This is a genomic window from Flavobacterium sp. SLB02 (assembly GCF_009664855.1).
Lineage (GTDB): Bacteria > Bacteroidota > Bacteroidia > Flavobacteriales > Flavobacteriaceae > Flavobacterium.
On record NZ_CP045928.1, the window covers coordinates 283439 to 298514 of the forward strand.

Sequence of the window (15076 nt, forward strand, 5' to 3'; positions counted from 1 at the left end):
AAACATAAAACAAATAAAATGAAAAATTTAAGTCTTTTAGTATTGAGTTTTTTGCTTTTACTAGGCGCGACAGCTTGCGAAAGCGAACTTGATTTGGTTCCGCAAGGAGCACCTTCAAGCGGAAATTTCTGGAAAACCCCTGCAGATGCAAAAGCAGGAGTAAACGCGATTTATGCTTTATATTCTGATGATAATATGTACGGTCGCGGATTTTTCTGGCTGAACAATGCAAGTGATGATATTGGAACAAAACCAAGACAAAATGCAGAACGTATCAAGAATTTTATTGTTGATGGTGCAGAATCTGATACCAAAGATATCTGGAGAATTCACTACGAAATCATGAAACGCTGCAACGATGTGATTCGTAACATTCCCAAGATAAATCTAGATGAAAAAACTAAAAACACCATGTTGGGCGAAGCTTATTTTAACCACGCCGTGATGCATTTAGAATTGGCGTACCATTATGGTGACGATCGCGCCGGAATCCCAATTCAGGATCGTGAAAATCCTACCAATGTGTATGTGCCAAGAGCTAAAAATGTAGCTGAAAACTATGCCTATATCGCAGCAGATTTAGTAAAAGCAGCTGAGTTATTGCCTTATTTTAATGAACTAACTCCAGACAATTACGGGCGTGCTCATAAAACAGCAGCCTGGGGATATTTGGTTCGTACGTATTTGTATGCCAAAGACTGGGACAATGCCATTAAGTATGCCAATATGATTGTTGCCAGCGGAAAACACAAGCTGTTGGATAATTTTGAAGATGTATTTAAAATTAAAAATAATTGGTCTTCAGAATATATTTGGTCTGTAACTTCAAGTGCCGAAAATACTTCTTTAGGTTCTATTTTTCCTGGAGTTTGTCTGGAGGATAAAGGTTGGGGAGCTTACAATGGTTGGGGAAATTTTTATCCTACCAAAGAATTGTTTGATACTTATGATCCAACAGATAAAAGACGCAGCGCGACTATTTTGCAAAAGGGAGATAAGTTCCTGTATTTTGGAGAATTAGTGACTTTCAACGAGGGGAAATACATAGTAAGTTCCAGTAACAGAACCGGATATCAGTTCAATAAATATATGGAGCCATTTGGTTACCCAAAAACAACTTCTGGCGGAATCGACATTCGTTATGTAAATGCCAACGGAGACAAACCTTCGACAGCTTTAAACGTACCGCTTTTGCGTTATGCCGATGTGATTTTAATGTTGGCCGAAGCCAAATTAATGAAAGGTCTAAACGCCGATACCGAAATCAATATGATTCGTCACCGTGCAGGTCTTGGCGATCTTGCCGGAGCAACACTAACCGATTTAAAAAGAGAAAGACGTTGCGAATTGGCCGGAGAATGGACAGACCGTCATTTCGATCTTGTGCGTTGGGGCGATGCTCAGTCAACATACGCAAAACCTTTACACCATTATAACGGAACCGTGATTTATCCGGCCCGTAATTTCAACCCTGCCATTCACCATGTTTGGCCAATACCACCAGACGAAATAGCAGTAAGCAAAGGAGCACTTACGCAAAATAAAGGCTGGTAATTTGTAGTTTCAGTTTGTTTGTTTTTTCTACGCTGCAAGCTTGTCGGAGCTTGCAGTCGTAAGAAAAAATAAATGAATTTTTAGATATAAAAACAAGCCAGTCTTTTTTTTTAGAAAAATGCTGGTTTGTTTGATTTTTTGCCACAGATTAAAGGATTAAAAATGATTTTAATTGTAAGTTATTAATAAAAAAAAGTCCCAGCAGGACCTCATATTTATAGAAATTTAATCGATAAAAAGAATTTGAACCCCATCAGGGTGACATATATATCGCTCCAATGGAGCTTTACAACATACAATGAGAAAAAACTTTGCGACTCCTGCGGCTTTGCGAGATTAAAACTCACAAAGATTGGCAATTCTCATTGCGGACTTAAATGAACCTTAACAACTTAAAAATCTCCAAAAACTTTAAAAAAATAAACAAACCCCATTTTTCCAATGAAAAAATTAATCACCCTTTTTTGCCTCCAATTCTTTGTGTTTGCACAAGGGCAGGAATACAGTTCATCCAACATTCATTCGCATAATGATTATGCGAGTAAACTTCCTTTTTACGAAGCTTATTCTAATGAAACCGGTGTTATCGAAGCCGATGTTTTTCTTGTAAATAATGAACTTTTTGTGGCGCATACCTCAAAAGAAATTACACCACAGAATACCCTTAAAAATCAATATCTGGATCCGCTTTCTAATAAATTAAAAAGTCTGGGCGCAAAAGCATATCCAAGTAATAAACCATTGATTTTAATGATCGATATCAAAACAGAAGCCGATGCATCTTTAAAATTAATTACCCAACAAATTAAAACCTATCCTGATTTAATTTCGAACAAAAATCTAAAAGTCGTAATTTCAGGAAACCGACCTTCGCCAACAACCTGGAAAGACTATCCTGATTTTATTTATTTTGACGGAAGACTGAACGAGAATTATTCTCCCGAACAATTATCCCGTGTTGAAATGATCAGCGAGGATCTAAAAGAAATTACGATATGGAACGGGAAAGGTGTCATGACTCAGGCTGATGCTGAAAAAGTACAAGCCATCATTAAAAAAGTACACGATCAAAATAAAAAAGTTCGTTTTTGGGCCACTCAGGATAATGTAAATACATGGATGACGCTGATGAACCTAAAAGTTGATTTTATTGGTACCGATAATGTTCCGGAACTGACGCATTTCATCAACAATATCAAATCTACATTTTATCAAAATACCGAATTTCATCAGGCGTATGTTCCTAAAAATGCTTCGGCTTTAGCCAAAAAGAAACCCAAAAATGTCATTCTTTTAATTGGTGACGGAATGGGGTTAACGCAGATTTATTCAGGCTACACAGCAAATAAAGGGCAATTGAGTTTGTTTAATATTCCAACTCAGGGATTTTCGATCACCAAATCTTCAGACAGTTATATTACCGATTCGGCTGCGGGAGCAACTGCAATGGCAACGGGACATAAAACCAATAATCGTTTTATAAGCGTAGATGAAAACGGAAAACCATTGGAATTAATCACCCAGCAATTGGCCAATAAAAATTATAAAACGGCCATTATCTCCGCCGGAAATATTACCGATGCTACTCCGTCGTGTTTTTACGCACATCAGCCAGAGAGAAGTTACAGCCAGCCAATTGCCGAAGATTTTTTAGCAAATCCGTCCGATATTTTGATAGGAGGAGGGCCAAAAGAATTTACATCAAGAAAAGATGGTAAAGATCTTTCGAAGCTATTGATACAAAAAGGCTACACTTATTCGGATAAATTCAGCTCTTTGGATACCATCAAAAACTTCAAATTTATTGTTTTGGATGACGCTTCGGTAGTGTCTATGAAAAACGGAAGAGGGGATTTTTTATCTAAATCTTTAGCCAAAGCAACCTCAACTTTTGCCAAAACAAAAAATCCGTTTTTTATCATGGCTGAAGGCGCACAAATCGATTATGGCGGACATCAGAATAACGTAGAATATGTAGTTCGCGAGATGCTTGACTTTGATAAAGTAGTAGGACAGGCAATGGAATTTGTAGATAAAAATCCAGAAACTTTATTAATCGTTACGGCAGATCACGAAACTGGCGGACTTTCGTTAATCGACGGAAGTATAGAAAAAGGATATGTACACGGAAGTTTTAGTACAAACGATCATACCGCAGTTCCGGTTCCGCTTTTTGCTTATGGTCCGGGTGCAGAGAATTTTATGGGCGTGTATCAAAACACCGAAATTTATACTAAGATTATGGAGGTTTTATCTAAAAAATAGTGTTGGTTTTGTTTTAAAAATTTCAAGAGACAGTTTGTAATAAAACTGTCTCTTTTTTTTTATAAATAAATGAATCTTCAAAAAAAGTAAAGGAATAAATAAAGCGATTGTTTTTTAAACGTTTCTAAGTCAGTGGTTTATGGGTGAGGTCTGAAATTCTAATGTTATTCTAATGTAGCAGCGAAAATTTAGATTTAAATTGCGCCCTTGTACTTTTTTTGAGAAAAAATAACTTTAAACAGGGCTATTTTCTGAAGATAATAATTGATTTGAAATAGCCCTTTTTTAATGTGATTGCTGCAAATAATATAACTTTTAGAAATGTTGAATAAAATCAAAAATAGTTTTTTATGCAAATGCCTTCAGGCGTTGCTGATCGGCTATTTTTTAATGAGCAGTATCAATTTGTCTAACAGTTTCAGCCAAATTATAAATGATAATGCTGAGGTAAATTCCGTAAAGGGAATGACCTGCAATTTCCTGAAAAAAATATTCAAATGCGACGGAATTGCTGAAGAACTGGATGATTATGAAACCAAAGATGCTAAAACCACCAAGCTTGCAAAAGGCATTGTTTTATTAGATTATCTGGTTCCTCACAATGCAGCTATAGCGGGTTTATATTTCAAAAACGGATCTAAGAGAAAAAACTACATAGACAATCCACTTTTTTTATTTGCATTTCATGGCAAGATTTATTTGCCTCCACCTGAGATGATTGTATAAATATTTCACTTTTTTTTTGTAGATTTAAATGAAAATCTACCAACCTTAATATGGTATTTACCGTATGTTAATGTCTATCTATTAATCTTGTATTTATATATAAATTCATGACACCATTAAAACGTTTTTATAATTTACTCGCACTTGATAAGCGCGACGTATATCAAATTATATTTTACGCCGCTTTTGCCGGTCTTGTAAATCTTTCACTGCCTTTAGGAATTCAGGCTATTATTAATTTTATTCAGAGCGGGCAGCTCAGTGTTTCCTGGGTAGTACTTGTATTTTTGGTCACCGTTGGAGTTGGTTTTGGCGGGGTTCTGATCATATTACAACTCCGAATAGTAGAAAACCTCCAGCAGCGAATTTTTGTCCGATCTTCATTTGAATTTGCTTACAGAATGCCATTAATTAAATTTAAAGAAATGTATTCTGAATATGCACCCGAAAAAGCCAATCGTTTTTTTGATACCCTGATGGTTCAAAAAGGAACTGCAAAACTTTTACTGGATTTTTGTGCCGCCTTTCTGCAGGTAGGTTTTGGTATTATATTATTGGTTTTGTACCATTCCTTTTTTACCGTAATTGGGCTTTTGTTTATTGTTATTCTTTATATCATTTTTAAGTTTTCGTACAAAGATGGTTTAGAAACAAGTCTCAATGAATCTAAGTTTAAATATAAAGTAGCAGCCTGGATTCAGGAAATTGCGCGCAATCGTGAAAGTTTTCGAAGAAAAGGCGGTTTCGAATATGCATTAAACCGAAACGACGGTTATGTGAGCGAATATATCAATTATCGCGAGAAGCATTTTCAGGTCATGAAAAAACAATACATTCAGCTGACTATTTTTAAAGTTATTGTTACGGCTGCCCTTTTGTCGATTGGTGGTTTTCTGGTAATTCACCATCAAATGAATATTGGGCAGTTTGTGGCAGCTGAAATCGTGATTGTATTGCTGATCAATTCTGTCGAAAAAATCATCTTTGGGTTAGAATCATTTTATGATGTACTGACTTCTGTTGAAAAAATTGGTCAGGTGACCGATATGGAGATTTCGGGTATTCCGCAAACCTCAGCGGTAAGCGATACCGGCATCAATATTGAAACAGAAAGTGTTGCTTACAACTATCCCGATCATAACAAAAAATCGCTTAAAAACATCAACCTGAAAATATCTCAGGGAGAAAAAATTATTTTAAGAGGACCAAACGGAGCCGGAAAAAGTACTTTATTACGCTTACTTTCAGGTTTACTAGAACCCGAAAGCGGTGCGATGTACATCACAGACAATTATATGAACCGTCTGGATGAAAACACCTACAGAGCGCAGGCAGGTACATTTTTGCAGGGCGATACACTTTTTGCGGGAACCATTAGGGAGAATATTCTTTTTGGTAACGAAACCATTGATAATGATGAGCTAAAATGGGCTTTAGACAATGTCTGCCTTACACCATATATTAAAACTTTTCCTAACGGACTCGAAAATCAAATTCATCCGGGCGGGCGCGAACTTTCGGCTTCAGATGTTCAAAAAATTCTTTTGGCACGAAGCATTGTAAACAAACCGAATATATTGTTTCTGGAAGATCCTGTTGATAAAATGGACGAATTGACTTCGGGTAAAATAGTTGATTTTTTACTTTCTGAAGAAAATAACTGGACGGTAATTTTAACTTCTAAAAATGATATTTGGAAGAATAAATGCGACCGTATGATTACGATTGATGATGGAAAAATTATTAACGACATAAAGCTTTAATCATGCTCAATTTATCTAAAGATAATAACGTACTTATTACTCCGGGAAAATACGCTTCGATAACCAGCGTTGCCCGCAGGCCCCATTATAAAATTTTAAACAGAGTCATCATAGGATTTTTATTGTTCGGACTGGCGTGTTTGTTCCTTCCCTGGACACAAAACATTTCAGGAAGCGGATCCGTAACCACATTAAAACCGGATCAAAGACCACAAACTGTTCATAATGCCATTGCCGGTAGAGTAGAGAAATGGTTTGTAAAAGAGGGCGATTATGTCAAAAAAGGAGATACGATTCTTTTTATTTCAGAAACCAAAGAAGATTACCTGGATCCAAATTTAGTGGGAAATACCAAAGAGCAGGTCGATGCTAAAAAAATGGCGGTAGAATCGTATGGTGATAAAGTGACTTCGCTTAACGATCAGGCAAAATCGCTTAATACCGAAAGAGAACTAAAACTGCAACAGGCAGAGAATAAAATAAAACAGTCACTGCTGAAAATAAAAAGTGACAGCATGGATCTTGAAGCGGTAAAAACACAGTTAAGAATTGCTCAAACACAGTTTAATCGTTCTACTGCCCTTAATAAAGAAGGTTTAAAACCAATGACTGATGTAGAGCAAAAACGACTAAAACTACAGGAATCTGAAGCTTATATTATCACGCAGCAAAATAAATTGCTAAGCAGTAAAAATGAGTTTATAAATGCTCAAGTGGAGATTAATAGAATTAAGGCTGAATATGCTGAAAAAATATCAAAATCAAGAAGTGATAAGTTTACCGCTTTAAGTACACAATATGATACAGAAGCTCAGGTAAATAAGCTGGAGAATCAATATGCAAATTATAGCATCAGAAACGGAATGTATTATATCACGGCTCCTCAAAGCGGATATGTAAACCGTGCTTTACTAACCGGTCTTGGAGAAACCATAAAAGAAGGAACACCAATTGTAAGTATAATGCCTGCAAGTTATGATATCGCAGTAGAAACGTATGTAGATCCTATCGATCTTCCGCTGGTACATCGTGGTGCCGAAGTACGTGTTTGGTTTGACGGTTGGCCAAGAATTGTATTTTCAGGATGGCCGGGATTGTCTTACGGAACCTTTGGAGGTAAAATTGTGGCTATCGAAAACTTTATAAGCGCCAATGGAAAGTACCGGGTACTAATTGCTCCCGATGGAAATAAAGAAGAGAAATGGCCTAAAGAACTTAGTATTGGCGCCGGTGCACAAAGTATAGCATTGTTAGAAACCGTTTCGGTATGGTACGAAATATGGCGTAACCTGAATGGTTTTCCGCCAAATTATTATAAGTCAGATGAAAAAGCAGCAAATGGAAAGGACAAAAAATAAGAGGAGAACTGCTATAAAATTGTTTTCTTTTTTATTCTTATTGGGCATTGTTACCGGTTACGGTCAGGATTTTAACAAAGAAGAATTAAGTTATAGCGAGTTTTTAGGATATGTAAAAAAATACCATCCGCTGGTAAAACAAGCCAACCTTGAAGTGAGCAGCGCTCAGGCCATGCTTATGGTGGCGCGCGGCGGATTTGATCCAAAAATTGAAGTAGATTACAATAAAAAAGAATTTAAAGGAACCGAATATTATTCGTTATTAAACAGTAGTTTCAAAATCCCAACCTGGTACGGTGTCGAAATCAAAGCCGGTTTTGATGATACAGACGGACAATATTACAATCCACAAAACCGTACGCCCGAAGCCGGATTAACCTCATTAGGAATTAGCGTAGCTTTGGGTCAGGGAATGTTTATCAACCAAAGAATGGCCGATGTTCGCGAAGGAAAATTGCAATTAAAATTAAGCGACGCACAAAGAAAACTGCGGGCAATCGAGGTTTTATATAAAGCCAGTGAAGCGTATTTTGAATGGAGAAAAAGTTATAATGAGGCCGAACTTTATAAAAGTTATCTGGGTTTTGCCAGTACTCGTTTTAATGGCGTAAAAAAACTGATTGAACTTGGAGATTCTCCTGCTATAGACAGTGTCGAAGCTGGAATTACAGTCAGAAACAGGGAACTGAATGTAGAAAACGGGAACCTGAAACTGGCCAAAGCCAAACTGAATCTGTCTAATTATTTATGGATCGAAAATGTTCCGGTGGAGTTAGAAGAGAATGTAAAACCAGAGCAGAATTTAATTCAGACACTCGAGGAAACATTGAAAACCTCAGCGATGATGGTCAATTCAGAAACATTTGAAGCGCATCCTAAAATTCAGGCTCTGGAAACTAAAATGTCGATGCTGGAAATCAACAGACAACTCAAAGCAAATTCATTATTGCCAAAACTAAATGTGGGGTACAATTATATTTCTGAACCCTCTTATTTTAATTCTTTTAATGCCGATGATTATAAGTTTAATATCGACTTTAGTATCCCGATTTTTCTGCGAAAAGAAAGAGGAGGTCTAAAACTCGCCAAACTTAAAATTCAGGATTTAAAGTTTGATATCGATCAGCAAAGACTCGAATTAAAGAATAAAATCAAAGCACAGCAAACAGAAATTGCTTCGTTAAAAAGACAAAAAAATGTTATAGATAATCTGGTCAAAGATTACATGACCATGCTCAACTCAGAGGAGAAACTGTTTTCCTTTGGCGAAAGCTCGATATTCCTTATCAATTCAAGAGAAAATAATCTGGTAAGTGCAAAACTGTCCCAAATTAGTATCGAGAATCAGTATTATATTTCGAATGCTGAGTTGTATAAAATACTAGCAAACCCAGATTGATTTTTAATACTTTAGAGTTTAATTATATTTATTCGTTGACTGAAAAAACCTGTAAAATTAATGTTTTACAGGTTTTTTCTATTTAATGTCTTTTCTATTTAAAAGCGAAATTAATTCAAGGTAATTTGATACGCACATCTTCTTTCGCCGGCAATAATATGGCTAATACGATTGATCATAACGTCGTTGCCTAATACAGACCTGAAAGTATTTAATTCAGACGAACAAAAACCCTGACAAATAGTAGCAGCTGCACAAATAGGGCAGTGGTTTTCGACCAAAAGATATCCTTCATCATTCTTAGCGTATTCGGCCATATAACCTTCTCGGGTTCTTATTTCGACAAGTTTCTCTATTTTTTGTTCCAGATTAGGGATAATATCAATTTCTTCGTGATACTTCTTTTTCCCGACTTCTTCATAAACATTAATAACTTCATCGAGCGTATTTTTGCCCATCGAACTAATAATATTAATTAGTTTTAAGGTTAGTTCAGCATGAGTATCGGGGAATTTAGCATTTCCGTTTGCTGTAAGGCTAAACATTTTTTGGGGTCTGCCCACACCTTTAGATTCTTCCTGAGGATGAATAAGTTCTTCTTCGACAAGTTTAACTAACTGTTGCCGAACACCTTCCTTGGTTATTTTAAGCTCATGAGCAATCTCAAGAGCCGTAAGAGAACCTCGCATTTTGAGCAACATTAAAATCTTATTTGTAGTCATAAATTAATAAAACAAGTATTTAGTTGTTTTATTATGCAAAATTATTAATTTTGTCTTACTTATCAAAGCTCATTGCGAGATATTATTATCCTAAAAGCAATCCAACTTGTGAGTTACAGCATTTATTAATACAAACTGTAAAATTATGGTACTAGAATTACGATCACCTCCCCTTAGTTCATATGATAGGATTATTTTACCTGTTTATATCGTTCCGTACTGGAATGTGCTGATGAAAACTTTTAAATAGTCTATCCTCTAGATTTTAAAAATCTCAAATACTTTAATTAAAAATTTACTTACTCAACTTACTATCAAAAAATAGTATTCAGATTGAGCAGGGGATATCTATGTCTAAAAATCAGCCAAATTCAAAAATTTAAAACGCAATAATATCTCAATTTTTTAATCATCCAGATATGGAAATAATAAATAAAATAGATGCTTCAGGCATACAAACCCTTGATTTACGGTCATACAAACCCAGTGAAAATGATTTTATAGTATTCGATATTGTGCCTTTTCTAATAGAAGATTTTCTATTGCAGGAAAAAGCCTTTCGATCTGAAATGGCCAATATCAACTGGACGCAGTTTACAGGAAAAGACGTAGTAATCACTTGTTCAAATGATGCCATTGTTCCACTTTGGGCTTATGTATTAATTAGTTCATTGCTAGCGCCTCATGGATCAATAGTTTTGTATTCTGTAACAGAAAACCACATCAATCTTTTATGGATTGAAAGAGTACGGAAAATAGAGTTTTCGGCTTTTATCAATCAAAAAGTAGTACTAAAAGCCAATTCATCTCTGCCCGAAGAAATCCTTGTATTGGCCACAAGCCAGTTAATTAAATATGTAAAAACCCTAATGTGGGGAGAAGCAGGTTCTCCTTTAATGATTTATAAAAGAAAATAATGAAAAAAATAACAGCAATCCTGTTTATAGGAACACTTTTGATCGTTTCATGCCAGACTAAAAAAACAGAGCAAACAGAAAGTCCGGTATCATATCCAACGCTTACGCTAAAGGCTCAAAAAGCCGATGTTTCGGTAGAATATCCCACCACTTTAGAAGGGGAGCAAACCGTCGAAATACGCTCAAAAGTAGACGGATATATAGAGCAGGTTTATGTCGAGGAAGGTTCGGCTGTAGCCAAAGGACAAGCGTTGTTTAAAATCGATGCCAATAGTTATTTGCAGGAAGTAAACAACAAGAAAGCCGCAGTTCTCGCCGCCGAAGCAAGTCTGGAAACAGCCGTTATTCAAACCAAACGAACATCGGCTTTAGCAGAAAAGAAAATTATAAACAACTACGAATTAACCTCAGCCAAAAATATAGAACGCATAAAAAGAGCCGAATTAAGCCAGGCAAATGCTGATTTATCTTCGGCTAAATCTAAATTGGCGTTCACCAATATTGTGAGTCCAATTAACGGAGTTGTGGGCAGTTTACCGTTTAAAATAGGAAGTTTGGTCAGCAGTTCTGCGCCGGATCCTTTGACTACGGTTGCCAATACCAAAAATATTTATGCTTATTTCTCTTTAAGTCAACAGCAGTTAAACTCTTTTTTGGGACAATTTTCAGGCAATCAATTAAAGGATAAATTCAGGAATATGCCCGAAGTTTCTCTGGTTACCGCCGATGGAGAAACCTATTGCTCAAAAGGAAAAATCCAGACTTTAAGCGGAGTTTTAAATGCAGGGACAGGATCAGCTAATTTTAAAGCCGTTTTTCCAAATCCGCAAGGAAAACTCTGGAGCGGAGCAAGTGCTACAATTGTGATTCCAACACAGTTTACAGCGGCCATTTTGATTCCTAAAAAAGCAGTATTCGAATTGCAGAGCCGCTTTTTTGTCTTTACAGTAGATGCTCAAAATGTAGTGCATAACACCGAAATAAAAATAAGAAACGAATCAACCGAAAAAGAATATGTAGTAACCGAAGGGGTAAAAGCCGGAGATATCATCATTACAGAAGGAATAGGAAATTTAAGAGACGGAGTAAAAATCGCACCGATTTCTTCCTCAAAAAAATAAAAAATCATGTTTAGAAAATTTATAGAAAATCCGGTATTATCCACCGTAATATCGATCATCATAGTGATTTTGGGATTGCTGGGATTAGCCTCTCTGCCCATATCACAATATCCTGAAATTGCCCCTCCAACAGTGGTGGTAAACGCTTCGTATCAGGGAGCCAGCGCTAATGTGGTGATGAAAAGTGTAATTATACCTCTGGAAGAACAAATAAACGGAGTTGAGAATATGACTTATATGACCTCTACTGCCAGTAGTAATGGTAGTGCAGCGATAACCGTATTTTTTAAACAGGGAACAAATCCTGATATGGCTGCCGTAAATGTTCAGAACAGGGTTACAAAAGCGACAAGTTTATTGCCCAATGAAGTTATTAAAGCAGGTATTACGACCAGCAAACAGTTGAGTAGTACTGCCTTTAGTTTCTTGTTGTATAGCACAGACGGGAAATATGACGAAAAATTTCTTGATAATTATTTAAGAATCAATATTATTCCCGAAATGAAACGTGTTGAAGGAGTGGGAGGAACCCAAATTTATAGCGATCAGGAATATTCGATGCGTATTTGGTTAAAACCCGATGCAATGGCAAATCAAGGTTTGGTTCCGGATGATATTATTGCCGCATTGCAAGAACAAAACATCGAAGCTGCTCCGGGGAAAATTGGAGAAAATAGTAAAGAATCGGTTCAATATGCCTTAAAATTTACAGGCCGACTTGAAAATCCGGCAGAGTTTGAAAACATTGTACTAAGAAGTGGTCAACAAGGAAGTTTATTGCGATTGAAAGATGTGGCCGATATTGAATTTGGAGCTTTAGATTATACTACATCATTGATTACCCAAGGTAAAGTTTCTTCAGGAGGAGCAATCAGTCAGATTTCAGGATCGAATGCAAGGGAATTAATTATTGCCTGCGAGGATATCCTAAAAAAAGCATCCAAAGATTTTCCACCGGGAGTAGAATATCATACCTTCTTAAATGCCAATGATTTTCTGGATGCATCTATCGAAAAGGTAATTTATACCATTATCGAAGCTTTTATTCTGGTTTTTATTGTGGTATTTATCTTTTTACAGGATTTTAGATCCACACTAATACCGGCAATTGCAGTTCCGGTTTCGATTATTGGTACTTTCTTTTTCCTAAAGTTATTTGGGTTTACGATCAATTTATTGACCCTTTTTGCTTTGGTTTTAGCCATTGGTATTGTTGTCGATGATGCGATTGTGGTTGTCGAGGCCGTTCATGCTAAACTCGATCAGGGCGCAAAATCAGCTAAGAAAGCGACTATTCATGCCATGAGCGAGATTAGCGGAGCAATTATATCCATTACCTTAATTATGTCGGCGGTGTTTGTTCCTGTTACTTTTATCACAGGTTCAGCAGGAGTATTTTACAAGCAATTCGGATTAACATTGGCTGTAGCCATCTTAATTTCGGCTGTAAATGCCCTGACTTTAAGTCCTGCTCTTTGTGCTATTTTATTAAAACCACACGATCCTGAAAAATCATATCACGATAAAGGGTTTTTACCAAAATTCTATGCTGGTTTTAATGTAGCTTTTGATGCTTTAACCCATAAATATATTGGAGCGGTTCGATTCCTGATTCGCAGAAAATGGATATCCTTACTGGCTATAGCAGTATTTGGGATGATATTTTATGCGTTAATCAAAACAACACCTACAGGTTTTGTGCCCAATGATGACGGAGGAGCAATTTTCGGAAATGTAGTTTTGCCAGCCTCCTCGACACTGGAACGCACCGAAGAAATTACAAAAGAAATAGATAGTATTGCCAGAAGTATTCCAGAGATAGAGCTTTCATCTACATTGTCAGGAATGGATTTAATTCATGGAAATGGAGGTTCTTACGGCGCTTTGTTTATTAGACTGAAACCCTGGAACGAAAGAAAAGGGAAAACTCAGGATGTTAATTCGGTGGTAAGTCAGTTGTTTGCCAAAACAGCTCATATAAAAGGGGCAAGTATCATATTCTTTGCCGCGCCAACTCTGCAGGGATTTGGAAACAGTAACGGATTCGAAGTGCAATTGCAGGATCGAACCGGAGGAAGTTTTCAGAATTTTGATAAGAATATCGGCAAGTTTATGTTGGCCATCAATCAGCGGCCAGAGATTATGTATGCAACCAGTCCGTTTAATATTGGCTTTCCTGAAATGGAAGTGAATGTAAATGTGGCAAAATGTAAAGATGCCGGCGTTAGCGTAAAAACCGTGCTGAATACGCTTCAGGGATATTTTGGAGGAATCTACGCCTCGGACATTAATAAATTCGGAAAACAATACAGAGTGATGCTGCAATCGCATGCGGATTACAGAGCCAAAGAAAGTGATATTAATAAAGTTTTTGTTCGAACAGATAAAGGTGCAATGGCGCCAATTTCAGAATTTGTAACCTTGAAAAAAACGTATGGCCCGGAATTTATAAACCGTTTTAACCTCTTTACCTCAACTACGGTTACAGGATCGCCAAATGCCGGATACAGTTCAGGAGATGCCATAAAAGCAATCGAAGAAGTGGCAGCACAAACATTAGACCGAGGTTATACGTATGAATTTTCAGGTTTAACCAAAGAAGAATTGTCAAGCGGAAGCCAGACCACCTTAATCTTTGGACTTTGTTTAATCTTTATTTACTTCTTATTGAGCGCACAATACAAAAGTTATATCCTGCCATTCTCGGTGTTGTTATCCTTACCAATCGGGCTTGCAGGAGCTTTTATATTTGCGAATTTGTTTGGGGTTGATAATAATATTTTCCTTCAGATCAGTTTGATTATGCTGATTGGTCTTTTGGCAAAAAATGCGATTCTTATTGTAGAGTTCGCCCTGTTGCACCGCCTGAGCGGAAGAAGTTTAGTTCAGTCGGCTTTATTTGGTGCGAAAGCCAGATTACGTCCAATTTTAATGACCTCTTTCGCTTTTATCTTCGGATTGATTCCGTTGATGATTGCCACTGGAGCAGGAGCATTAAGCAATAGATCGATTGGTACAGCTGCCGTTGGAGGAATGTTGATTGGTACTTTATTCGGGGTTTTTGTTATTCCGGTTCTGTTTATCATTTTCCAGTCGTTGCAGGAAAAAGTGGGTGGAGTAAAAGAACCGTCTCATGAACCGAGAATAATTGATTAGTAGAGGTTCAAAGGTTCAGAGCTACAAAGGTTCAGAGGGAATAGCTTGCGGTTATTTTTTTGCTACAGATTAAAAAGATTAAAAGGATTTCACCT

The 15076-nt window shown here is 36.7% G+C and carries 10 protein-coding genes; 9 read left to right on the top strand and 1 reads right to left on the bottom strand.

Annotated elements, in window-relative coordinates:
• Window positions 1–18: 18 nt before the first annotated feature.
• The 6 genes from GIY83_RS01280 to GIY83_RS01305 all read left to right on the top strand — a co-directional run bounded on the left by GIY83_RS01280 (window position 19) and on the right by GIY83_RS01305 (window position 9065).
• Window positions 19–1554 (top strand): RagB/SusD family nutrient uptake outer membrane protein, encoded by a 1536-nt coding sequence (locus GIY83_RS01280; RefSeq protein ID WP_208684162.1) that lies wholly within the window; start codon window positions 19–21, stop codon window positions 1552–1554.
• A 441-nt stretch (window positions 1555–1995) separates the two neighbouring features.
• The gene (locus GIY83_RS01285) at window positions 1996–3819 is read left to right on the top strand and encodes an alkaline phosphatase (RefSeq protein WP_208684164.1); all 1824 of its coding nucleotides are present in this window, start codon (window positions 1996–1998) and stop codon (window positions 3817–3819) included.
• Between the two features lie 390 nt (window positions 3820–4209).
• Entirely contained in the window at window positions 4210–4545 is a 336-nt protein-coding gene (locus GIY83_RS01290; RefSeq protein WP_229029182.1) for a hypothetical protein, read from the top strand.
• A gap of 107 nt (window positions 4546–4652) precedes the next feature.
• On the top strand, window positions 4653–6308 hold the full coding sequence (locus GIY83_RS01295; protein WP_194615617.1) for a peptidase domain-containing ABC transporter: 1656 nt from the start codon (window positions 4653–4655) through the stop codon (window positions 6306–6308).
• 2 nt (window positions 6309–6310) lie between these two features.
• Window positions 6311–7666: an HlyD family secretion protein gene (locus GIY83_RS01300; protein WP_194615618.1), complete on the top strand. Its 1356-nt coding sequence runs from the start codon at window positions 6311–6313 to the stop codon at window positions 7664–7666.
• The gene (locus tag GIY83_RS01305) at window positions 7647–9065 is read left to right on the top strand and encodes a TolC family protein (protein WP_208684166.1); all 1419 of its coding nucleotides are present in this window, start codon (window positions 7647–7649) and stop codon (window positions 9063–9065) included. Before GIY83_RS01300 ends, GIY83_RS01305 begins: the two co-directional genes overlap by 20 nt.
• Window positions 9066–9175: 110 nt before the next feature.
• On the opposite strand, the gene GIY83_RS01310 is transcribed toward GIY83_RS01305, so the two are convergent.
• A complete protein-coding gene (locus GIY83_RS01310; RefSeq protein ID WP_208684168.1) occupies window positions 9176–9787 on the bottom strand; it encodes a metalloregulator ArsR/SmtB family transcription factor in 612 nt (203 codons plus the stop codon).
• A gap of 419 nt (window positions 9788–10206) precedes the next feature.
• Between GIY83_RS01310 and GIY83_RS01315 the strand changes: the two genes are divergently transcribed.
• Genes GIY83_RS01315 through GIY83_RS01325 form a run of 3 tightly spaced genes read left to right on the top strand, consistent with a single transcriptional unit; the run spans window position 10207 to window position 14981 of the window.
• Window positions 10207–10704, top strand: coding sequence for a DUF2480 family protein (locus GIY83_RS01315; protein ID WP_194615621.1), 498 nt, complete (start codon window positions 10207–10209; stop codon window positions 10702–10704).
• A complete protein-coding gene (locus GIY83_RS01320) occupies window positions 10704–11825 on the top strand; it encodes an efflux RND transporter periplasmic adaptor subunit (protein ID WP_208684170.1) in 1122 nt (373 codons plus the stop codon). The genes GIY83_RS01315 and GIY83_RS01320 overlap by 1 nt, the downstream gene beginning before the upstream one ends.
• 6 nt (window positions 11826–11831) lie before the next feature.
• Complete coding sequence (locus tag GIY83_RS01325; protein WP_208684172.1) at window positions 11832–14981, top strand: efflux RND transporter permease subunit; 3150 nt, start codon at window positions 11832–11834, stop codon at window positions 14979–14981.
• The last annotated feature ends 95 nt before the right edge of the window (window positions 14982–15076 follow it).

What these genes read in the sequence shown, in the direction of transcription:
- GIY83_RS01295 (WP_194615617.1), top strand. Translation starts at nt 4,653, where the DNA reads ATGACACCATTAAAACGTTTTTATAATTTACTCGCACTTGATAAGCGC.
- GIY83_RS01305 (WP_208684166.1), top strand. Translation starts at nt 7,647, where the DNA reads ATGGAAAGGACAAAAAATAAGAGGAGAACTGCTATAAAATTGTTTTCT.
- GIY83_RS01325 (WP_208684172.1), top strand. Translation starts at nt 11,832, where the DNA reads ATGTTTAGAAAATTTATAGAAAATCCGGTATTATCCACCGTAATATCG.
- GIY83_RS01290 (WP_229029182.1), top strand. Translation starts at nt 4,210, where the DNA reads ATGAGCAGTATCAATTTGTCTAACAGTTTCAGCCAAATTATAAATGAT.
- GIY83_RS01300 (WP_194615618.1), top strand. Translation starts at nt 6,311, where the DNA reads ATGCTCAATTTATCTAAAGATAATAACGTACTTATTACTCCGGGAAAA.
- GIY83_RS01320 (WP_208684170.1), top strand. Translation starts at nt 10,704, where the DNA reads ATGAAAAAAATAACAGCAATCCTGTTTATAGGAACACTTTTGATCGTT.
- GIY83_RS01315 (WP_194615621.1), top strand. Translation starts at nt 10,207, where the DNA reads ATGGAAATAATAAATAAAATAGATGCTTCAGGCATACAAACCCTTGAT.
- GIY83_RS01285 (WP_208684164.1), top strand. Translation starts at nt 1,996, where the DNA reads ATGAAAAAATTAATCACCCTTTTTTGCCTCCAATTCTTTGTGTTTGCA.
- GIY83_RS01310 (WP_208684168.1), bottom strand. Translation starts at nt 9,787, where the DNA reads ATGACTACAAATAAGATTTTAATGTTGCTCAAAATGCGAGGTTCTCTT.
- GIY83_RS01280 (WP_208684162.1), top strand. Translation starts at nt 19, where the DNA reads ATGAAAAATTTAAGTCTTTTAGTATTGAGTTTTTTGCTTTTACTAGGC.